Source organism: Kitasatospora sp. NPDC002040 (assembly GCF_040296785.1).
In the GTDB taxonomy this organism is placed as follows: Bacteria; Actinomycetota; Actinomycetes; order Streptomycetales; family Streptomycetaceae; genus Kitasatospora.
In genome coordinates this window covers 552,518-574,120 of sequence record NZ_JBEOXV010000003.1, presented here as the reverse complement: position 1 = coordinate 574,120, position 21,603 = coordinate 552,518, and the positions used below count along the sequence as shown (strand labels likewise).

Sequence of the window (21,603 nt, the reverse complement as noted above, 5' to 3'; positions counted from 1 at the left end):
TCAGGGCACCCGGGGGACGGCCGCGTTCGGGTCGAACCCGGCGAACGCCAGTCCGATGACGTAGCCCGCCACCTCCTCCAGCTGGCGGGCCCGGTCCAGCGTCCCGAGCACCGCCGGCGTCCCGCCGAGGTCCCGCACCAGCGTGCCGACCACACCCAGGGCGGCCGGATCGTCGCCGCACACCGCCACGGTCACCCCGGCCGGACGGCCGCCGGCCGCGGCCGTCCACTGGGCGGCGGGAAAGAGGTGGAACGCCTTGACCACCTGCGCGCCCGGGGCGAATCCGGCGATCCGCCGCGCCATCGACTCGCCGGGCCCGGTGAGCAGCACGCCGACACCGTGCGCGACCGCGTTCGTGGGATCGATCAACGGCGTCCCGGCGAGCAGGCCCTCGGGCCCGCCCGCCAGTGCCAGCATCTCCTCGACACCGTCCCAGGCCACCGCGAGCAGCACCGCATCGCGCCCGGTGACCGCCTCGCGCGGCGCGACGGCGAGCACGCCGCGGCCCAGCCGCGCGGCGAGTTCCGCCGCCCTGGCCCGCGACCGCCCACCGATCGCCACCTCGTGCCCCGCGTGCGACCAGCCCTCGCCCAGGGCCGCCGCCAGTGTCCCTGTCCCCAGGATTCCGATCCGCATCGTCGCTCCCTCTCACCTGACTGTCCGTCGGGCAGTCACGCTAGGGAAGCCGTTGCGCACCGATCGGTGCGCAACGGGCGGGCGATGATGGGTGACGAGATGACCGAACACGAGTACCACCGCGACGAGTTGGTCGCCGACTGCCGGCTGCGCGCGGCCACCGATCTGTTCACCCACAGCTGGGACCCGGTCGTGCTGGCGGCGCTCCGCACCGGCCCGCGCCGACGCCGCGAACTGCGCGCCGCGGTCGGCGGCATCAGCGACAAGGTCCTGACCGACACCCTGCGCCGGCTGCTCGCCACCGGCCTGGTCGACCGCCGCGCCCATGCCGAGGCGCCGCCCCGGGTCGAGTACGGCCTGACCGGCCTGGGGCGGAGCCTGGTCGAGGGCCCGATGGCGGCGCTCGGCCGCTGGGCGGTCGAGCACGGTGACGAACTCCTGGACGCCCAGGGGCCGGACGTTCCGGCGTGACCCCGGCCCGGAACGTGACCGGTCCTCCCGCCTGACCACAGGCGGGAGGACCGGTGCCCGGCGGGGCCTACCGCAGCAGGCCCGCGTCCATCCCCGGGGTCTCCGCGGGCAGCGCGGCCAGCCCGAGCTCGGCCGGCGAGGCCAGCAGGTGGTGCGCGGGCAGCACCCGGACGGTGTAGCCGAACGGGCCGGTGCGGCAGAGCTCCAGCGAACCCTCGTACCGGTACCGGCCGTCCAGATCGGGGCCGCCGGTCGGCTTCAGGGCGAGCGCGACCGCGTCGGAGATGCCGTCCGTCTCGTCCACCCGGCCCGAGACCACCTGGACGTCGACGTCACCGGGCTCCAGCGCACCGAGCGAGACCTGCACCCGCAGGGTCAGGGTCGAGCCCAGCTCCTGCGCCTCGGCCAGGCCCTCGGCCTCGACGTGCTCGACCCGGACGGCCGGCCAGCCGGCCCGGACCCGGGTCTTCCAGTCCGCCAGCGAACGGGCGCCGAGGTGCCCGGAACCGGCCAGCTCGCGCTGCGCCAGCGCCGCCGGGGCGTACAGCCGCTCGACGTACTCCCGCACCATCCGCCCGGCCAGCACCTTGGGCCCGAGCGTCACCAGGGTGTGCCGGACCATCGCGATCCAGCCATGTGGCAGCCCGTCCGAGGCCCGGTCGTAGAACTTCGCCGCGACCTGGTGCTCGATCAGGTCGTACAGTGCGGCCGACTCGATGTCGTCCCGCCGCTCCGCCTCCGGGCTCTCCGGGTCGAGGGTGGAGGAGATGCCGTCGGCGGTCGGGATTGCCCAGCCGTTCTGGCCGTCGTACCACTCGTCCCACCAGCCGTCCAGGACGGACAGGTTGAGGCAGCCGTTCAGCGCGGCCTTCATCCCGGAGGTGCCGCACGCCTCCAGCGGGCGGAGCGGGTTGTTCAGCCAGACGTCGCAGCCGGGGTAGAGGTGCTTGGCCATCGCCATGTCGTAGTCGGGCAGGAAGACGATCCGGTGCCTGATCTCCGGGTCGTCGGCGAACCTGACCAGCTGCTGGATCAGCCGCTTGCCGCCGTCGTCGGCGGGGTGCGCCTTGCCCGCCACCACGATCTGCACCGGCCGGGTCGGGTGCAGCAGCAGCGAACGCAGCCGCACCGGGTCGCGGAGCATCAGGGTGAGCCGCTTGTACGAGGGCACCCGGCGGGCGAAGCCGATGGTCAGCACGTCCGGGTCGAGCACCGCGTCGACCCAGCCCAGCTCGGCGTCGCCGGCACCGCGCTGGCGCCAGGAGGCGCGCAGCCGGCGCCGGGCCTCGTCCACCAGCTGGCTGCGCAGGGCCCGCCGCAGGTCCCAGATCTCGCCGTTGCCGATCCGCTCCACGCCGGTCCAGCGGCGGGCCTCGCCGGTGGCCATGGCGTCCTCGGCCCGCTCCAGGCCGAGCTCGCCGGCGGCGAGCCGGACCACGGCCGGGTCGATCCAGGTCGGCGCGTGCACCCCGTTGGTGACCGAGGTGATCGGCACCTCGGCGGCGTCGAACCCCGGCCAGAGACCGCTGAACATGCCCCGGCTGACCTCGCCGTGCAGGGTGGACACGCCGTTCGCCCGCTGGGCCAGCCGCAGGCCCATCGCGGCCATGTTGAACAGCTTGCTGTCACCGCCCGGCCAGCTCTCCACGCCGAGCGCGAGCACCTGGTCGGTCGGCACGCCGGGGAGCGCGGCGTCGCCGCCGAAGTGACGGGCCACCAGCTCCCGGTCGAACCGGTCGATCCCGGCGGGCACCGGGGTGTGGGTGGTGAACAGCGTCCCGGCCCGGACCGCCTCCAGCGCGGCGGCGAAGCCGAGCCCCGCGCCGACCAGCTCGCTGATCCGCTCCACCCCGAGGAAGCCCGCGTGGCCCTCGTTGGTGTGGAAGACCTCGGGCTCGGGGTGGCCGGTCAGCCGGCAGTACGTCCGGACGGCCCGGACGCCGCCGATGCCGAGCAGCATCTCCTGGAGCAGCCGGTGCTCGCTGCCGCCGCCGTAGAGCCGGTCGGTGACCTCGCGCAGGTCGGCGGTGTTGGCCTCGATGTCGGAGTCGAGCAGCAGCAGCGGGACGCGACCGACCTGGGCCTTCCAGATCTGCGCGGCCAGCGTGCGGCCGCCCGGCAGCGCGAGGTCGATCCGGCAGGGGGTGCCGTCGGCCTCGCGGAGCAGGGTGACGGCCAGCTCGTCCGGGTCGAGCAGCGGGTAGCGCTCCTGCTGCCAGCCGTCCCGGGAGAGCGACTGCCGGAAGTAGCCGTGCCGGTAGAACAGGCCGACGCCGACCAGCGGCACGCCGAGGTCGCTGGCGGCCTTCAGGTGGTCGCCGGCCAGGATGCCCAGGCCGCCGGAGTACTGGGGCAGCGCGGCGGCGATGCCGTACTCGGGCGAGAAGTAGGCGATCGCGGCGGGCAGCGGGCCGGAGCCGTCGCCGGTCGGCGGCGCGGACTGGTACCAGCGCGGGCCGGCCAGGTAGTCGCGCAGGTCGTCGGAGAGGTCGCCCAGTCGGCGTAGGAAGCGGCGGTCGGTGGCCAGCGCGGCCAGCCGGGCGGCCGGCACCTCGCCGAGCAGCCGGACCGGGTCCTCGCCGACCGCCGCCCAGACCTCCGGGTCGACGGAGCGGAACAGCTCCCTCGTCTCGGGATGCCAGGACCAGCGGAGATTGAGCGCGAGCTCGTGCAACGGCTGGAGTTGTTCGGGCAGGACGGTGCGCACGGTGAATCTGCGGATTGCCTTCACGGCGTGCAGCCTAGACCCCGGGATCGGGCTGACGGCTCGTCAACTGACGTATTCCCCACCCTTTTGGACCATTGATGAGATCGCAATCGGCGCACTTCGCAGCACGGGGGCGCGCGGGGGCGCATTCAAACGAGAGCGCACCCGAGTGACACGTGAACACTCAGGAACGCCAATGTTTCCACTGTCTGATTCCGCATCGCCTACCGTCCGAAATCGGTCCGTTACCCGACCGTAGGTCTTGCCGCCGGTGCAAGGATGCACAAAGGTCGGTGGTGCGGTGGGGAGTGCGATCCGGGTGGCGCCTCTCCGACCGCCCCACGTCCGGATCCCTCCTCGCCGACGATCTCTCATCTCTCCTTTGCTCCATTCGGTCTCCGTGCCGTCCGTCAGGCGTGTCCTGACCCGGTCCCCGGTCGTTTTCGGTTGGGTTGGGTCGCTACGGGAGCGCGCCCGGGTGGTCGCGCGCCGGGACGCACGCGAGCAGGACACCGGACGCCGGTCGTTCCTCACCCATGCAGTCCCCCGGCACTCCCCCGACCCGGCACCGGTCGGCGGGAGCCGCCGCCGATCTCGGGCAGGAGTCAGGCATGCACGGCGACACGCGGGACCAACCGACCACGGCCACCGTCGGACTTGAGTCATCGTCAGAACCGGAGGCACCGCTGCCGGCTCCCCGGGCGGCCCGGAAGACGGCTGCCCCCCGGAAGGCCGCCGCCCCGCCGCGGAAGACGGCCGCCGCCCGCAAGACCCCCGCGAAGACCGCCGCCCGCAAGACGACAGAGAGCGACACCGTGATCGGCCGCATCCCCGTCCTGGACGTCTCCCCCCTGATCGACGCCGGCCGCCGCCCGGCCAAGGCCGCGGTCGGGGAGCGCTTCCGGGTGACCGCCACCGTCTTCCGCGAGGGCCACGAGGCGGTCAGCGCCAACCTGGTGCTCCGCGACCCGCGCGGCCGCAGCGGCCCGTGGACCCCGATGCGCGAGCTGGAGCCGGGCACCGACCGCTGGGGCGCGTACGTCACCCCGACCGCGCCGGGCCGCTGGTCCTACCTGGTGGAGGCCTGGGGCGACCCGGTGGCCGGCTGGCGCCGGACCGCCGCGATCAAGCTGCCGGCCGGGATCGACACCGCGCTGGTGCTGGAGGAGGGCGCGGCCCTGCTGGAGCGGGCCGCCGCCGGGGTGCCGAAGAAGGAGGGCCGGGCGCACGTGCTGGCCGCCGTGGACTCCCTGCGCGACCCGGGGCTGCCCCCGCTCAGCCGGCTCGCCGCCGCACTGGCGCCCGAGGTGAGCGACCTGCTGGCCCGCTACCCGCTGCGCGAGCTGGTCAGCTCCTCCCGCCCGCTGCCGCTCCAGGTGGACCGGCAGCGCGCGCTGTTCGGGTCCTGGTACGAGTTCTTCCCCCGCTCCGAGGGCGCCGTGATCGACCCGGACGGCAACCAGCCGCCGGTCTCCGGCACCTTCCGCACCGCCGCCGAGCGCCTGCCGGCGGTGGCCGCGATGGGCTTCGACGTGCTCTACCTCCCGCCGATCCACCCGATCGGCCGCGCCTACCGCAAGGGCCCCGACAACACCCTGACGGCGGGTCAGCACGACGTCGGCTCGCCCTGGGCGATCGGCTCGCCCGAGGGCGGCCACGACGCGGTCCACCCGGACCTGGGCACCATCGAGGACTTCGACCACTTCGTCGCCGAGGCCACCGCGCTGGGCATCGAGGTCGCGCTCGACTTCGCGCTCCAGTGCTCCCCCGACCACCCGTGGGTCAACAAGCACCCCGAGTGGTTCAGCCACCGCCCCGACGGCACCATCGCCTACGCCGAGAACCCGCCGAAGAAGTACCAGGACATCTACCCGATCAACTTCGACCAGGACTTCGACGGCCTGGTGAAGGAGACCCTGCGGGTGCTGCGGCACTGGATGGCCCACGGGGTGCGGATCTTCCGGGTCGACAACCCCCACACCAAGCCGGTGCTGTTCTGGGAGAAGGTGCTGGGCGACATCGCCCGCACCGACCCCGACGTGGTCTTCCTGGCCGAGGCCTTCACCCGCCCGGCGATGATGCACACCCTCGGCAAGGTCGGCTTCCACCAGTCCTACACCTACTTCACCTGGCGCGAGACCAAGGCCGAGCTGACCGAGTACCTGACCGAGCTGAGCGGTGACGCCGCCGCCTACATGCGCCCCAACTTCTTCGCCAACACCCCGGACATCCTCCCCGAGCACCTCCAGACCGGCGGCCCGGGCGCCTTCGCCGTCCGCGCCGTGCTGGCCGCCACGCTCTCCCCGAGCTGGGGCGTCTACGCGGGCTTCGAGCAGTACGAGAACGAGCCCGCCGCCCCCGGCTCGGAGGAGTACGCGCACTCCGAGAAGTACGAGCTCCGCCCCCGGGACTGGAACGCCCCCGGCTCGCTGGCCCCGCTGATCACGGTGCTCAACCGGCTGAGGCGCCGTCACCCCGCGCTCCAGCAGCTGCGCGACCTCACCTTCCACCCCACCGACAACGACCACATCCTGGCCTACTCCAAGACCGCCACCACCGAGGACGGTCTCACCGACCACGTCATCACCGTGGTCAACCTCGACCCCCGGAACCCGCAGGAGACCACCGTCACCCTGCCCTGGGACGGTCCGCTCCAGGTCCACGACGAGCTCACCGGAGCCTCCTGGACCTGGCACCGCCACAACTACGTCCGGCTCGATCCCACCACCGGGCCGGCCCACCTCCTCACGGTTCGGAGGAACCCTCAGTGACAGTCAACGAGCCCGTACCCGACACCTTCGCCGAGACCTCGCCGGGAAAGCTCGACCCGGAGTGGTTCAAGCGCGCGGTGTTCTACGAGGTACTGGTGCGATCGTTCCAGGACAGCAACGGGGACGGGGTGGGGGACCTCAAGGGCCTCACCTCGAAGCTGGACTACCTCCAGTGGCTCGGGGTGGACTGCCTCTGGCTGCCGCCCTTCTTCGCCTCGCCGTTGCGGGACGGCGGGTACGACGTGGCGGACTACAAGTCGGTGCTGCCGGAGTTCGGCGACCTGGCCGACTTCGTGGAGTTCACCGACGCGGCGCACAAGCGCGGCATGCGGGTGGTGATCGACTTCGTGATGAACCACACCAGCGACCAGCACCCGTGGTTCCAGGAGTCCCGCCGCGACCCGGACGGCCCGTACGGCGACTTCTACATGTGGGCCGACGACGACAAGCAGTACCCGGACGCCCGGATCATCTTCGTCGACACCGAGACCAGCAACTGGACCTACGACCCGGTCCGCAAGCAGTACTTCTGGCACCGGTTCTTCTCCCACCAGCCCGACCTGAACTACGACAACCCCCGGGTCCAGGAGGAGATGATCGCGGGGCTGCGGTTCTGGCTGGACCTCGGCATCGACGGCTTCCGGCTGGACGCGGTGCCGTACCTGTTCGCCCGCGAGGGGACCAACTGCGAGAACCTGCCGGAGACCCACGAGTTCCTCCGCCGGGTCCGCAAGGAGATCGACGCGGACTACCCGGACACGGTGCTGCTGGCCGAGGCCAACCAGTGGCCGGAGGACGTGGTCGACTACTTCGGCGACTTCGCCTCCGGCGGCGACGAATGCCACATGGCATTCCACTTCCCGGTGATGCCGCGGATCTTCATGGCGGTCCGGCGGGAATCCCGCTACCCGGTTTCGGAGATCCTGGCCAAGACGCCGACCATCCCGGGCAATTGCCAGTGGGGTATTTTCCTGCGGAACCACGACGAGCTGACGCTCGAAATGGTGACCGACGAGGAACGCGACTACATGTACGCGGAGTACGCCAAGGACCCGCGGATGCGGGCCAATGTCGGCATCCGCCGCCGGCTCGCCCCGCTGCTGGAGAACGACCGGAACCAGATCGAGCTGTTCACCGCGCTGCTGCTGTCCCTGCCCGGCTCGCCGGTGCTCTACTACGGGGACGAGATCGGCATGGGCGACAACATCTGGCTCGGCGACCGGGACGGCGTCCGCACCCCGATGCAGTGGACACCGGACCGTAACGCGGGTTTTTCCTCGGCGGACCCGGGCAGGCTCAGTCTGCCGCCCATCATGGACCCGGTGTACGGCTATCAGGTGACCAACGTCGAAGCGCAGCAGAGCAGTTCGAGCTCACTGCTGCACTGGACGCGTCGCATGATCGAGATTCGCAAGCTCAATCCCGCGTTCGGGCTCGGCAGCTACACCGAGCTTCCCTCCAGCAACCCCGCGGTGCTGGCCTTCGTGCGCGAGCACGAGGGCGACCTGGTCATGTGCGTCAACAATTTCTCGCGCTTCGCACAGCCGACCGAGTTGGATCTGCGGCGGTACGGGGGACGCTATCCGGTGGAGCTGATCGGCGGCGTGCGCTTCCCGTCGATCGGCGAATGGCCGTACCTGCTCACCCTGGCCGGACACGGCTTCTACTGGTTCCAGCTGCGCAACCCTCGCAAGCAGTGAAGTAACGATCAGTCAGTTCACTTCCCTCGGGGGCGCGACGAGAATTCCCGCGCCCCCGAGCGATCTCTGCACCACCGCGTACGGAGAACAGCCCAACGGCCACCCACACTAAGGCGTGACACCCGAGCCCGGCTCGCGTGCCGTCGCCGTCGCGCCGCCGAAATCCGGAAGACTGACGGGCCCGGCCAGACCCGTCGGGCAGTCGGCCCGCTTCCGGGGAAAGGGAGTCATGTCCGAAACCTCCCGTTCTCAAGCCCATCTGCGCCAGGATGCCCCGAGACCACTCGGGGCACGTGACGCGGGGGCTCGGAGGACCACCGTCGGGGTCAGCGAACTGGTCCAGGCCGCGCTGCCGCTGATCGCCGGCTGGCTGCCGACCCAGCGCTGGTACGCAGGCAAGGGGCGCGCGATCACCGGTCTCACCCCGGTCGTCGGCACCCCGCTCCAGGTCGGTGACCCCGCCCTGCTGCACCTGCTGCTGCGGGTCGAGTACGCGGGCGACCGCGGCTCGTCGCAGAGCGACATCTACCAGCTGCTGCTCGGCATCCGCTCCCAGGAACCGACCGGGATCGGCCCGGGCGCGCTGCTCGGACGGCTCGCCGGCGGCCCGTACGACGGCGCGGCGCTCTACGACGCCGTGCACGACCCGGAGCTGACCGGCCGGCTGCTGGAGCACCTGGCCACCGGCGACCGGTTCGGCGCGCTGTCGTTCCGCCGCACCCCGGGCCCCGGGCTGCCGGGCAACCTGCCGGGGCGGGCCTCCACCGCCGAGCAGTCCAACAGCTCGGTGATCTACGGGACCTCCTTCATCCTCAAGCTGTTCCGGCGGATCAGCCCCGGCACCAACCCCGACCTGGAGCTCTCGCTGGCGCTCTCCCGGGCCGGTTCGACCCGGATCCCCCGGGTGGCCGCCTGGTTCGAGAGCCGGATGGAGGGCGCCGAGCCGGCCACCCTCGGGCTGCTCCAGCGCTACCTGCCGGACGCGGAGGACGGCTGGGAGCTGGCACTCGACCAGGTCGGACGGCTCAAGGGCGACCCGTCCCCGGGCAACTTCGCGATCGAGGCGCACCGGCTCGGCCGGGCCACCGCCGAGGTGCACCGGGTGCTCGCCCGCACCATGCCGGTGGCCCGGCTGGACCGGACCGAGACCCACCGGCTGGCCCTCGCGATGACCGAACGGCTGGACCGCGCGGTGGAGGCCGTCCCCGGGCTGGCCAGGTACCGGCCCGCACTGCAGGCCGCCTTCCGGGCCCTGACGGCCGATCACCTGGACGGCCTGCCGGTCCAGCGGATCCACGGCGACCTGCACCTGGGCCAGGCGATGCGCACCCCGCACGGCTGGGTGCTGCTGGACTTCGAGGGGGAGCCGGCCAAGCCGCTGGCCGAGCGCCGGCTCCCGCAGCCCGCGCTGCGGGACGTGGCGGCGATGCTCCGCTCCTTCGACTACGCCGCCGCCCACCTGCTGGCCGGCACGCCCCCGGATCCGGAGCTGGCCCATCTGGCGGCGTCCTGGGCCGGGCGCAACCGGACCGCGTACTGCGCGGGCTACACCGCGGGCGGCGGGATGGACCCGTCCTCGGCGCCCGAGCTGATGCGGGCGCTGGAGATCGACAAGGCGGTCTACGAGGTGGTCTACGAAGCCCGGCACCGGCCGGGCTGGCTCCCCATCCCGCTGGCCGCGATCAACCGTTTGGCCCTGACCGTCTGACCCGCCCACTCCGCAGGAGGATTCCGCCGTGACCCCGCTCGGCCCGAAGCCCGACCGCAGCACGCCCGTGCCCGCCACCTTCCTGCCCGAGCGGTCGGGCCGGCCCGTACGGCGCCGGGCCGGGCGGGCGCCGGCCGGGGCGCTGCCGCTCCCGGTGCCGGCGCCCGCCGCGCTCCGGCTGCCGGAGGCGACGCTGCCGCCCGGGGAGATCGACCGGCTGCTGTCCGGTGAGCACCACGACCCGCACGGCCTGCTCGGCGCGCACCTGACCTCCGAGGGGGTCTCGATCCGGGTGCTGCGTCCGTTCGCCGAGCGGGTGGTGGTGCTCACCGGAGCCGGCCCGGTGGAGCTGACCCACCTTCAGTCCGGCCTGTTCACCGGCCTGCTGGCGGGTGCCGGGGCGATCCCGTCCTACCGGCTCCAGGTGACCTACGACGGTGTCGACCACGTGCAGGAGGACGGCTACCGGCTGCCGCCGACCCTCGGCGAGCTGGATCTGCACCTGATCGCCGAGGGCCGGCACGAGCAGCTCTGGCAGGCGCTCGGCGCGCACCTGCGCACCGTCGAGGGCATCCCCGGCACCGCCTTCGCGGTCTGGGCGCCGAACGCCGCCGGGGTCCGGCTGATCGGCGACTTCAACCACTGGGACGGCGCCGGACACCCGATGCGCTCGCTCGGCTCCTCCGGCGTCTGGGAGCTCTTCGTGCCCGGGCTCGGCGCCGGCGCCCAGTACAAGTACGAGATCCACAGCCGGCAGGGCTGGGTGCTGGAGAAGGCCGACCCGCTGGCCCGGGCCACCCAGTGCCCGCCGGAGACCGCCTCGGTGGTCACCGAGTCGGCGTACGAGTGGGGCGACGCCGACTGGCTGGCCCGGCGGGCCCGCGCGGTGCACCACCGGGCCCCGATGTCGGTGTACGAGCTGCACCTGGCCTCCTGGCGCCCCGACCTCACCTCGTACCGCGCCATCGCCGCCGAACTCCCGGCCTACCTCCAGGAGTTGAACTTCACCCACGTGGAGTTCATGCCGGTGATGGAGCACCCCTTCGGCGGCTCCTGGGGCTACCAGGTGTCCGGCTTCTACGCCCCGACCTCCCGGCTCGGGACCCCGGACGACTTCCGCTTCCTGGTCGACACCCTGCACCGGCACGGCATCGGCGTGATCATGGACTGGGTGCCCGCGCACTTCCCCAAGGACGACTTCGCACTGGCCCGCTTCGACGGCGAGCCGCTGTACGAGCCGGCCGACCCGCTCCGGGCCGAGCACCCGGACTGGGGGACGCTGGAGTTCGACTACGGGCGCACCGAGGTCCGCAACTTCCTGGTCGCCAACGCGGTCTACTGGTGCGAGGAGTTCCACATCGACGGCCTGCGGGTCGACGCGGTCGCCTCCATGCTCTACCTCGACTACTCCCGCGAGGGCGGCGCCTGGACCCCGAACCAGTACGGCGGCCGGGAGAACCTCGACGCCGCCTCGTTCCTGCAGGAGATGAACGCCACCGTCTACCGGCGCTGCCCCGGGGTGGTCACCATCGCCGAGGAGTCCACCGCCTGGGCGGGCGTCACCCGCCCCACCGACACCGGCGGCCTGGGCTTCGGCCTGAAGTGGAACATGGGCTGGATGCACGACTCGCTGGTCTACATGTCCAAGGAGCCGGTGCACCGCAAGCACCACCACAACGAGATCACCTTCTCGATGGTCTACGCGTACTCCGAGAACTACGTCCTGCCGATCTCGCACGACGAGGTGGTGCACGGCAAGCAGTCGCTGGTCTCCAAGATGCCCGGCGACTGGTGGCAGCAGCGGGCCGGCCACCGCGCCTACCTCGGCTTCATGTGGGCCCACCCCGGCAAGCAACTGCTGTTCATGGGACAGGAGTTCGCCCAGGGTGCGGAGTGGGACCACGAGCAGGGCCCGCAGTGGTGGGTGCTGGCCGACGACTGGCCCGCCGCGGCCGACCACCGGGGCGTGCAGCGCCTGGTCGCCGACCTGAACGGCACCTACCTGGCCACCCCGGCGCTCTGGGAGCAGGACACCGTCCCGGCCGGCTTCCGCTGGCTGGACGGCGGCGCGGCCGAGGACAACGTGCTCTCCTTCGTCCGGTACGCCGCCGACGGCACCCCGCTGGTGGCGGTCTGCAACTTCTCCCCCGTGGTCCGGCACTGCTACCGGGTCGGCCTGCCCGCCCTGGACGCCCCGGACCAGCTCTGGGAGGAGGCGCTCAACACCGACGCCCCCGGGTACGGCGGCAGCGGCACCGGCAACTCCCACCCGGTCAAGGCCGAGGCCACCCCCTGGAACGACCAGCCCCGCAGCGCCCAGCTGGTCCTGCCGCCGCTCGCCACCCTCTGGCTCCGCCCGGCGAACTGACCGCCCGTCCGTCCCCGGCGGCCGGCCGGAAGGCCCGGCCGCCGGGGACGTTCGTCCCTTGCCCCCTTCGGTCGAGCGCGCATGCGGACGGCCGCCACCGGTGCGAATGTATGGTCAATATGACCGTTGACTGAGGACGACCGGAACGGAGCTCCCACCGTGGCGCGCAGCGTGTACGTGACCGGGATCGACCGAGGGGACGGCCGCCAGGCCGTCGAGCTCGGGGTCATGGAACTGCTCACCCGTCAGGTGGACCGGGTCGGCGTCTTCCGCCCCCTCGTCCACGCGCACGCCCCCGGCGAGCCGGGCTCGGACCACGTGGTGGAGCTGCTGCGCAGCCGCTACCGGCTCGACCTGCCGACCACCGAGCTGTACGGCCTCACCTACGAGGAGGCGGCCGCGCTCCAGGCCGCCCAGGGCCAGGACGAGCTGGTCGGCTCGCTGGTCGACCGGTTCCGCGCGCTGGAGCGCAGGTGCCAGGCGGTGCTGGTGCTGGGCACCGACTTCGCCGACACCAACATCCCGGACGAACTGGCCTTCAACGCCCGGCTGGCGAACGAGTTCGGGGCCTGGGTGCTGCCGGTGGTCGGCGGCCACGACGAGGACCCGCTGGCGGTGATCGCCGAGGTCCGCAACGCCCACCGGGCGTACCGGGACCTGGGCTGCTCGATGCTGGCGATGATCGCCAACCGGGTCGCCCCGGCCGCCAAGCAGCAGATCCAGCGCACCCTGTCCGAGAAGCTCGCCGTCCCCGCGTACGTCCTGCCGGAGGAGCCCGCGCTGGCCGCCCCGACCGTGGGCCAGCTGGTCGAGGCGACCGGTGCCGAGGTGCTGCTCGGCGACGCGGCCGGCCTGGCCCGGGACGTCCGGGGCTTCGTCTTCGGCGGGGCGATGCTGCCGACCTTCCTGACCGCGCTGACCGAGGGCGCCCTGGTGGTCACCCCCGGGGACCGGGCCGACCTGGTGATCGGCTCGCTGGCCGCGCACGCGGCCGGCGCCCCGCCGATCGCGGGCGTCCTGCTGACGCTGGGTCAGCACCCCGGCCCGAACGTGATGGCGCTGGCCGCCCGGCTCGCCCCCGGCACCCCGGTCGCGGTGGTACCGGAGGGCAGCTGGCTGACCGCCGCCGCGCTCACCCATCTGGAGGGCAGGCTGAGCCAGGCCAGCCCCCGGAAGGCCGAGATCGCCCTCGGCCTGTTCGAACTGCACGTCGACACTGCCGAGTTGACCAGCCGGATCGAGCTGAGCCGGTCCGAGCGGGTCACCCCGATGATGTTCGAGCACGCGCTGCTGGAGCGGGCCAGGTCCGCCCGCCGGCACGTGGTGCTGCCCGAGGGCACCGAGGAGCGGGTGCTGCGCGCGGCCGAGGTGCTGCTGCGCCGCAACATCTGCGACCTCACCCTGCTGGGCGATCCGGACGCGATCCGCCGCAAGGCCGCCGCCCTCGGCATCACCCTCCCGCTCGACGGCGGCGACCACGGCGACCGGGCCCACGCCCGGCTGGTCGACCCGGCCACCAGCCCGCTGCGCCAGCAGTTCGCCGAGCTGTACGCCGGGCTGCGCGCGCACAAGGGCATGACGGTCGAGCTGGCGCTGGACGTGGTCACCGACGTCTCCTACTTCGGCACCCTGATGGTCCAGGAGGGCATCGCCGACGGCATGGTCTCCGGCGCGGTGCACTCCACCGCCGCGACCATCCGCCCCGCCTTCGAGGTGATCAAGACCGCGCCCGGCGCGGCCATCGTCTCCTCGGTCTTCTTCATGTGCCTGGCCGACAAGGTGCTGGTCTACGGCGACTGCGCGGTCAACCCCGACCCGGACGCCCAGCAGCTGGCCGACATCGCCATCCAATCGGCCGAGACCGCCGCCCAGTTCGGCGTCGAGCCGCGGGTCGCGATGCTCTCCTACTCCACCGGCACCTCCGGCTCCGGCGCCGACGTGGACAAGGTCCGCAAGGCCACCGAGCTGGTCCGCGAGCTCCGCCCCGACCTGCTGGTGGAGGGGCCGATCCAGTACGACGCGGCGGTCGACGCGCACGTCGCGGCCACCAAGCTGCCCGGCTCCGAGGTGGCGGGCCGGGCCACCGTGCTGATCTTCCCGGACCTCAACACCGGCAACAACACCTACAAGGCGGTGCAGCGCTCGGCCGGTGCGGTGGCGGTCGGCCCGGTGCTCCAGGGGCTGCGCAAGCCGGTCAACGACCTGTCCAGGGGAGCACTGGTCCAGGACATCGTGAACACCGTGGCGATCACCGCCATCCAGTCGCAGAGCGAAGGAACCACCTCGTGACCGAAGGCACCCGGGTCCTCGTCCTCAACGCCGGCTCCTCGTCGGTCAAGTACCAGCTGATCGACATGCTCGACGGCACCCGCCTGGCCTCCGGCCTGGTCGAGCGGATCGGCGAGCCCAACGGCCGGCTGGTCCACACCGGCCCCGGCGGGGCGAAGCGCGAGACGCTCCAGGTCTTCCCGGACCACGGCGCGGCTCTCAAGGCGGTGGCCGAGGAGCTCGGCGCCGACGGCCTCGGCCTGGACTCCCCCGAGCTGGCCGCGATCGGCCACCGGGTGGTGCACGGCGGCCGACGGTTCACCGCACCGACCCTGGTCACCGACGAGGTACTGGCCGAGATCCGCCGGCTGATCCCGGTCGCCCCGCTGCACAACCCGGCCAACATCACCGGCATCGAGGTGGCCCGGGCGCTGCGCCCCGACCTCCCCCAGGTGGCGGTCTTCGACACCGCCTTCCACGCCACCATGCCGGAGTACGCGGCCAGGTACGCGATCGACAAGGCGGTGGCGGACGAGCACCGGGTCCGGCGCTACGGCTTCCACGGCACCTCGCACCAGTACGTCTCCCGGGCCACCGCCCGGCTGCTCGGCAAGGACCCGGCCGAGGTCAACGTGATCGTGCTGCACCTGGGCAACGGCGGGTCCGCGTCGGCGGTGGCCGGCGGGGTCTGCCAGGACACCTCGATGGGCCTCACCCCCCTGGAGGGCCTGGTGATGGGCACTCGTTCGGGTGACGTCGACCCGGGCGTGGTCTTCCACCTGCACCGGGTGGGCGGCCTGAGCATCGACGAGATCGACGCGCTGCTGAACCGCCGCAGCGGCCTGCTCGGCCTGTGCGGCGACAACGACATGCGCGAGATCATGCGCCGTGCGGACGAGGGCGACGCGGACGCGAAGCTGGCCTTCGACACGTACGTCCACCGGCTGCGCAAGTACCTCGGCGGCTACTACGCGGTGCTCGGCCGGGTGGACGCGATCGCGTTCACCGCGGGCGTCGGCGAGAACGCGGCTCCGGTACGGGCCGCCGCCTGCGCCGGGCTGGAGGAGCTGGGCATCGCGGTGGACCCGGAGCTGAACTCCGTCCGCTCCGGCGAGCCCCGGGTGATCTCGCCCGCGTACGCGCGGGTGACCGTCGCGGTGGTACCCACGGACGAGGAGCTGGAGATCGCCCAGCAGTCCTTTGCCCTGGTGCACTCGGCCTGACTGGTCGTCAGCATCCCACGCCTCGGGATGGTTCGTCGGCGATCCCTCACCATTCGAGCGGAATGCACCCATAACACGAACGGATAGACTGACCGATATGCGCCGAGCGAAAATTGTCTGCACCCTGGGTCCTGCCACGGACTCCTACGAACAGCTGAAGGCCATCGTCGAAGCGGGCATGAACGTCGCCCGACTGAACATGAGCCACGGCTCCCACGCGGAGCACGAGGAGCGGTACCGCAAGGTCCGCCAGGTGTCCCAGGACACCGGCCGCACCATCGGCATCCTGGCCGACCTCCAGGGTCCGAAGATCCGTCTGGCGACCTTCGCCAACGGTCCGGTGACGGTCGACAACGGTGACGAGTTCACCATCACCACCGAGGATGTGCCCGGGGACCAGCACATCTGCGGCACCACCTACAAGGGCCTGCCGGGCGACGTGAAGCCCGGCGACCCGGTTCTGATCAACGATGGCGTCATCGCCCTGGAGGTCGTCAGCGTCGACGGCCCGCGGGTGAAGACCGTGGTGATCGAGGGCGGCGTGCTCTCGAACAACAAGGGCATCAACCTGCCCGGCGCGGCCGTGAACGTGCCCGCGCTGTCCGAGAAGGACAAGGACGACCTGCGGTTCGCGCTGGAGCTGGGCGTCGACATGGTCGCGCTCTCCTTCGTCCGCAACGCGGGCGACATCCACGACGTGCACAAGGTGATGGACGAGGTCGGCATCCGCGTCCCGGTCATCGCCAAGATCGAGAAGCCGCAGGCCGTCGAGGCGATGGAGGAGATCGTCCTCGCCTTCGACGCGATCATGGTGGCCCGTGGCGACCTCGCGGTGGAGTACCCGCTGGAGAAGGTGCCGCTGGTCCAGAAGCAGCTGATCACGCTGGCCCGCCGGAACGCCAAGCCGGTCATCGTCGCCACCCAGATGATGGAGTCGATGATCCACGCCTCGCGCCCGACCCGCGCCGAGGTCTCGGACGTCGCCAACGCGATCCTGGACGGGGCGGACGCGATCATGCTCTCCGCCGAGTCCAGCGTCGGCAAGTACCCGGTCGAGACGGTCAAGACCATGAGCCGGATCGCCGAGACGGCCGAGGAGGAGCTGCTCTCGCAGGGCCTCCAGCCGCTCAACCCGGGCCGCAAGCCGCGCACCCAGAGCGGCTCGATCGCCCGCGCCGCCTGCGAGCTGGGCGACTTCCTCAACGCCGAGGCGCTGGTCGCGTTCACCAAGTCCGGTGACACCGCGCGCCGCCTGTCGCGCTACCGCTCGCCGATCCCGGTGATCGCCTTCACCCCGGACGCCTCCACCCGCGCCCAGCTCTCGCTGAGCTGGGGCGTCGAGGCGTACGTCACCGAGCAGGTGGAGACCACCGACGCGATGGTGGCGCAGGTCGACCAGGAGCTGCTGGCGCTGCGCCGGCTGAACGAGGGCGACACCGTCATCGTCACCGCCGGCTCCCCGCCCGGCATCCCCGGCAACACCAACATGGTCCAGGTCCACCACCTGGGCACCCGCGCCGCCCTCTGAGCCGTACGCCGACGGGGCGTCACCTCCACTGCGGAGGTGACGCCCCGTCGGCGTACCCGGACCACGGCGCGCGGCGCGCGCCCGGTCTTCGGGCTGTGGCTAGTACGGCGTGGTGTCGTTGAACAGCCGCATGCCGGGGATGGTCAGGTTGCCGCCGAACTGGCCGGCCTGGACCGCCTTGGCCTGGGTCAGCGTCAGGTCGAGCGGGATCGGGACGGTGCTGAGCAGGTCCCAGAGCCACCGGGGCAGCGTGTCCGGGGTGAGCGTGATCTCGCCCAGGTCGATCGGGATCGGCAGGCCGATCACCTCGGCCAGGTGGCCGGACAGGCTCTCCACGTACATGGTGACCGGCCCCTGACGCATGGTCGAGGTGGAACCGGGCCGGCTCTTCACGTGGAAGGTCAGGCCGGGGATCTGGATCGTCGACATGTCGAGGTTCTCGATGTCGACGCTCGCGGTGGTGAACTTCAGCACCCGCTTGGTCCCGCTCGGGGTCCGCACGTCGTACACGCCGTTGAAGACCGAGCCGTGCAGAGCCAGCCGGGTCGAGCGCAGGGTCCAGTTCTGCTCCGGCACCACGTGCCCGGGAGCGGCCTTGGCGGCCTTCAGCGAACGGGTGTCCACCGCGCAGTTCGGGTCCGCCGACGGCGAGGCCGTGGTCGAGGCACCCGCCTTGGGCTTCTTGCCCGGGGCCGCGCTGCCGGACGTCCGGGCGCTCGGGGTCGGCTGCGGAGTGGCGGACGGGGCGGCGGCGGGCACCGGGTTCTGCGGCACCGCGGGGACGGTCGGGGCGGTGCTCCTGCCCGCTCCGGCCGGGGTCGAACTCTGGCTCGGCGAAGGCGACTTGACCGGCTTCGACGGAACCAGGATGTCCACGATGTCGTCGATGATGCCGTTCGGGCGGACGGTGCCGCGGGAGGCCCGCTCGGTGGCGGTCGCGGCCGGGCTCGGCGTGCCCACCGGAGCCGTGGCGGTCGCGGAGCCGCTGGGCGCGGGGGCCGGCGGTGCGGTCGGCAGCCCGGGGGTGCCCGGGAGCGGCGTGATCTCGCTCTTCGGGACCGGGGTCTCCTCCAGGATCGCGTCCGGGGCGCTGGCGCAGTTCTTCGGGGTGTCCGCGGACGCCAGGGTCGGGATCGCCCCCATCAGCAGCGCGGTCGGGACGGCCGCCAGCGCGAACGCGCGGCCGCGCAGTCGCGAGGTCCGCCGTGCCGCGGCGTGCCGCGGGCCGGGCAGCCGGGCTCCGGGCTGCTCGTCTCGGTCGGTCACCGCTGCTCCCCCTGCTCCGCCACCGGCATCTGACCGGTCATCGGCAGGTGCTCCACCGGCGGCTCCGCCGACTCGGCGGCGGCCAGGGCCGGTTCGGCCTTGAGCGGCGCCCAGGAGACCAGCAGTCCGCCCGCCACCAGGCCGAGCACCGCGCCCATCACGAACCCGCCGAGGTTGGCGACCGGGATCGAGATCAGGGCCAGGATGGTGGTCGCCACTCCGGCGAAGATCCGGATCACCGGCTGGAACCAGGCGGTCAGACCGAGCGCGATCATCAGCAGCCCGATCACCAGCGAACCGGCTCCGGCCGTGGTGGACATCGCGAAGCTCAGACCGTTCAGGTTCAGCTTGGCGTAGGGGAAGTACAGGATCGGCACACCGCTGACCATGGCCAGCAGCCCGCCCCAGAACGGTCGGGTGCGCCGCCAGGTGCGGAACATCACCCGCGCCCGGGCCACCAGGCCCGGCTGGCCGGGGAGTACGGGAACAGTTGCGCTGGACACGAGGCAGCTCCTCGGGTGGTACGTGCGAGCGAAAAAACGGGGGTACGGCCGGGACGGGACTGCGCCCCGTCCCGGCCGTGGTGGTCCGTCACCGCGATGCGTCCGCAGGACGCACCGTCAGCTCGGGATCAGTAGCACTCCTGGGCGCCCTTGACGATGTTGAGTCGCAGGTCGTTCAGGGTGAAGGTGCCCGCCGAGGTGGCCCACGCGGTCTGCTTGACCTTGGTCAGGTGCGCGTTCTTGGCGGCCTGGGCGAAGCCCCGGTCACCGGTGGGCAGCTTGCCCTGCTTGCGGACCAGGTCGGCCGCCGGGCCGGGCAGGGTGGAGGCGTCCTGGCCGATGTTGATGTCGGTGAACACCGCGTCGGCCTCGAGCTGGTTGAGGTCGATGATCAGGTTGGTGGCCTCGACCTTGCGGCCCTTGTCACCGGCCTTGAGCACCAGGGTCCAGTCGCCCAGGACACCGAGGTTGGTCTTGACCGACTGGCACATGCCCTCGATCTTCGCGGTGTCGAAGGTCGAGATGGCGACCGGGTGGTTCTTGGTCGGGTCCTTGTCGTACCCGGGCTCACCGTCGACGCCGCCGAACTGGGCGAAGTTGTCGCCGTTCAGGTCGTCCGCGGTGACCTTGAAGTACTGGCCGGAGACGGCGAACGAGGCGGCCAGCGCGCTGTTCGCGATGCTCACGCCGATGGCCGCGGTGGCGGCGATGCTGGGGACCATCACGAGCGCGAAGCGCTTCCAGCGGGTCTTGCCGAAAGTCTGGGACATGCGAGTCCTCCTTCTGGGACGTACATCTCCGGCCGTTCCCGGCGCGTCCCGCGCCGGCCCCGGCTGGGATGGGAGAGAGCCACGTCCTCGGTAGCGGCGACAACCAACGACCGTGCAGGGATGCGCGGTCGAGAAAGGACAGGAACCGCTTTCTCGGGATCTGCGGATACCCCCCTGCCCTCAGCCGCCGACCTGGGCCGGCGGCCGCCCGGTGGGGACCTCTGGGGAGAGGACCGGGCGTCGCCGATCGTGCTTGAATCCCAGGCGAAGTACAAGAGGTTCGTTACTGACGGGTAATCCAACATCAGTAACCGACGATCATGGAATCCGGTGGTTTTTCACGGAGAGTGACGATCTGGCGGGCCGTCAGCTCGGAAACTCCTTGGAAACACCAGCGAAACACCCCCTCCTCGTCACCGCTGGTGATGAGAAGGGGGTGTGGTCAAGATTTGATAAAGGTGCGCGGATTCCTGCGCAATGTCGCTAAATCACCCACGGCACCGCAGGTCACCGGCCGTGCCAGCACTGGGCGTTCAGAACAGCACCCGGGCCAGCGCGGCCCGGGCGGCACCGACCCTGGGGTCCTCCGCGCCGATCACCTCGAACAGCTCCAGCAGCCGCAGCCTGGCGGTGTCCCGGTCCTCGCCGAAGGTCCGGCCGACGGTGTCCACCAGCCGCCCGAACGCGTCCTCGACGTGGCCGCCGACCAGGTCCAGATCGGCCGCGTCCAGCTGGGCCGGGACGTCCTTCGGACCCTCCGCCGCCGCCGTCCGGACCGCCTGCGGGTCGAGCTGCTCGACCCGGTGCAGCAGTTGGGCCTGGGCCAGGCCCAACTTGGCCTCGGCGTTGCCGGGCTGATCGGTCAGCACGTTCCGGTACGCCTGGATCGCACCGCCCAGGTCGCCCCGGTCCAGCGCGTCGTGCGCGGCCGCCAGCGCCGGGTCCTCCGGCGGGAGCGCGGCGGCGGGCGCCTCGCCCTCCGGCGCACCGGCGCCGCCGACGATGCCGAAGCGCTGCTCGGCCACCGCGATCAACTGGTCAATGATCTTGCGGACGTTGGCCTCGTTCTCGGCGCCCTGGAAGAGCGGGACGAGCTGGCCGGCCACCACGGCCATCACGGCCGGGATGCCCTGGATACCGAACTGCTGGGCGATCAGCTGGTTGGCGTCGACGTCGATCTTGGCGAGCACGATCCGGCCCGCGTACTCCTCGGCCAGCCGCTCCAGGATCGGGCTGAGCTGCTTGCACGGCCCGCACCACTCGGCCCAGAAGTCGACCACGACCGGGACCTCGGCCGAGCGCTGCACGACCTCGGCCTCGAAGGTGTCCTCGCTGACGTCGATCACCAGCGGGTACGAGGCGGCGGGCGGGGCGATGCCATCCGCCTCGGCGGAGGCGGCCTGCCTGGCCCGCTCGGCCCTGGCCTGCTCGGCCTTCTGCGCGGCCTCACCGGCCGCCTTCACTGCTGCGAGATCGACCGCACCGCGCAGAGCGGAGCTGTTGAGACGCGAATTCCGTGGCTGCATGGCACTATCCTCCCCCGTCCGCGCCAGTGACGTGTGCCAACCGCCGGGAAAGGCCCGTAGGCCCTTCCGGCCCGGCGTCGGCGGGAGTCGCCTCCCAGGTAGTGAAGGAGTCCCGGCGCGGATCCCCATCCGCGCCCCGCGCCCACCCGATCCCTGGG

14 protein-coding genes are annotated in these 21,603 nt (G+C 72.0%); 8 read left to right on the top strand and 6 right to left on the bottom strand.

Annotation, left to right across the window (positions count from 1 at the left end; all coding sequences use genetic code 11):
• A complete protein-coding gene (locus ABT118_RS12835) occupies positions 1–636 on the bottom strand; it encodes an NADPH-dependent F420 reductase (RefSeq protein ID WP_350664285.1) in 636 nt (211 codons plus the stop codon).
• A gap of 99 nt (positions 637–735) precedes the next feature.
• On the opposite strand from ABT118_RS12835, the gene ABT118_RS12830 reads away from it, so the two are divergent.
• Positions 736–1,107 carry a winged helix-turn-helix transcriptional regulator gene (locus ABT118_RS12830; RefSeq protein WP_350664274.1) on the top strand — a complete coding sequence of 124 codons (372 nt, stop codon included), beginning with the start codon at positions 736–738 and terminating at the stop codon, positions 1,105–1,107.
• A gap of 67 nt (positions 1,108–1,174) precedes the next feature.
• Here ABT118_RS12830 and glgP read toward each other — a convergent pair whose 3' ends face one another.
• Positions 1,175–3,838, bottom strand: a complete 2,664-nt coding sequence (gene glgP, locus ABT118_RS12825; protein ID WP_350664252.1) for an alpha-glucan family phosphorylase — start codon at positions 3,836–3,838, stop codon at positions 1,175–1,177.
• A 791-nt stretch (positions 3,839–4,629) separates the two neighbouring features.
• Here glgP and ABT118_RS12820 point away from each other — a divergent pair.
• From ABT118_RS12820 to pyk, 7 genes are all read left to right on the top strand, one after another.
• Positions 4,630–6,585 carry an alpha-1,4-glucan--maltose-1-phosphate maltosyltransferase gene (locus ABT118_RS12820; protein ID WP_350665352.1) on the top strand — a complete coding sequence of 652 codons (1,956 nt, stop codon included), beginning with the start codon at positions 4,630–4,632 and terminating at the stop codon, positions 6,583–6,585.
• Positions 6,582–8,285: a maltose alpha-D-glucosyltransferase gene (gene treS / locus ABT118_RS12815; protein WP_350664225.1), complete on the top strand. Its 1,704-nt coding sequence runs from the start codon at positions 6,582–6,584 to the stop codon at positions 8,283–8,285. Before ABT118_RS12820 ends, treS begins: the two co-directional genes overlap by 4 nt.
• A 229-nt stretch (positions 8,286–8,514) precedes the next feature.
• The gene (locus ABT118_RS12810; RefSeq protein ID WP_350664212.1) at positions 8,515–9,993 is read left to right on the top strand and encodes a maltokinase N-terminal cap-like domain-containing protein; all 1,479 of its coding nucleotides are present in this window, start codon (positions 8,515–8,517) and stop codon (positions 9,991–9,993) included.
• Positions 9,994–10,021: 28 nt separating this feature from the next.
• Positions 10,022–12,361 (top strand): 1,4-alpha-glucan branching protein GlgB, encoded by a 2,340-nt coding sequence (gene glgB / locus ABT118_RS12805; RefSeq protein ID WP_350664207.1) that lies wholly within the window; start codon positions 10,022–10,024, stop codon positions 12,359–12,361.
• Positions 12,362–12,520: 159 nt separating this feature from the next.
• Positions 12,521–14,650, top strand: coding sequence for a phosphate acetyltransferase (gene pta, locus ABT118_RS12800; RefSeq protein WP_350664189.1), 2,130 nt, complete (start codon positions 12,521–12,523; stop codon positions 14,648–14,650).
• Complete coding sequence (locus tag ABT118_RS12795) at positions 14,647–15,852, top strand: acetate kinase (RefSeq protein ID WP_350664174.1); 1,206 nt, start codon at positions 14,647–14,649, stop codon at positions 15,850–15,852. The genes pta and ABT118_RS12795 overlap by 4 nt, the downstream gene beginning before the upstream one ends.
• A gap of 97 nt (positions 15,853–15,949) precedes the next feature.
• Positions 15,950–17,380, top strand: a complete 1,431-nt coding sequence (gene pyk, locus ABT118_RS12790; protein ID WP_350664164.1) for a pyruvate kinase — start codon at positions 15,950–15,952, stop codon at positions 17,378–17,380.
• A 99-nt stretch (positions 17,381–17,479) separates the two neighbouring features.
• Here pyk and ABT118_RS12785 read toward each other — a convergent pair whose 3' ends face one another.
• From ABT118_RS12785 to trxA, 4 genes are all read right to left on the bottom strand, one after another.
• Positions 17,480–18,646, bottom strand: coding sequence for a hypothetical protein (locus tag ABT118_RS12785; RefSeq protein WP_350664143.1), 1,167 nt, complete (start codon positions 18,644–18,646; stop codon positions 17,480–17,482).
• On the bottom strand, positions 18,643–19,149 hold the full coding sequence (locus tag ABT118_RS12780; RefSeq protein WP_350664130.1) for a DUF6114 domain-containing protein: 507 nt from the start codon (positions 19,147–19,149) through the stop codon (positions 18,643–18,645). The genes ABT118_RS12785 and ABT118_RS12780 overlap by 4 nt, the downstream gene beginning before the upstream one ends.
• A 128-nt stretch (positions 19,150–19,277) precedes the next feature.
• A complete protein-coding gene (locus ABT118_RS12775; protein WP_350664116.1) occupies positions 19,278–19,919 on the bottom strand; it encodes a DUF6230 family protein in 642 nt (213 codons plus the stop codon).
• 533 nt (positions 19,920–20,452) lie between these two features.
• Entirely contained in the window at positions 20,453–21,445 is a 993-nt protein-coding gene (gene trxA / locus ABT118_RS12770; RefSeq protein WP_350664089.1) for a thioredoxin, read from the bottom strand.
• Between the last annotated feature and the right edge of the window lie 158 nt (positions 21,446–21,603).

Bases quoted from the DNA above. Each gene is read 5' to 3' on its own strand.
- ABT118_RS12835 (WP_350664285.1), bottom strand. From the start codon at position 636: ATGCGGATCGGAATCCTGGGGACAGGGACACTGGCGGCGGCCCTGGGC.
- ABT118_RS12830 (WP_350664274.1), top strand. From the start codon at position 736: ATGACCGAACACGAGTACCACCGCGACGAGTTGGTCGCCGACTGCCGG.
- ABT118_RS12810 (WP_350664212.1), top strand. From the start codon at position 8,515: ATGTCCGAAACCTCCCGTTCTCAAGCCCATCTGCGCCAGGATGCCCCG.
- pyk (WP_350664164.1), top strand. From the start codon at position 15,950: ATGCGCCGAGCGAAAATTGTCTGCACCCTGGGTCCTGCCACGGACTCC.
- ABT118_RS12775 (WP_350664116.1), bottom strand. From the start codon at position 19,919: ATGTCCCAGACTTTCGGCAAGACCCGCTGGAAGCGCTTCGCGCTCGTG.
- trxA (WP_350664089.1), bottom strand. From the start codon at position 21,445: ATGCAGCCACGGAATTCGCGTCTCAACAGCTCCGCTCTGCGCGGTGCG.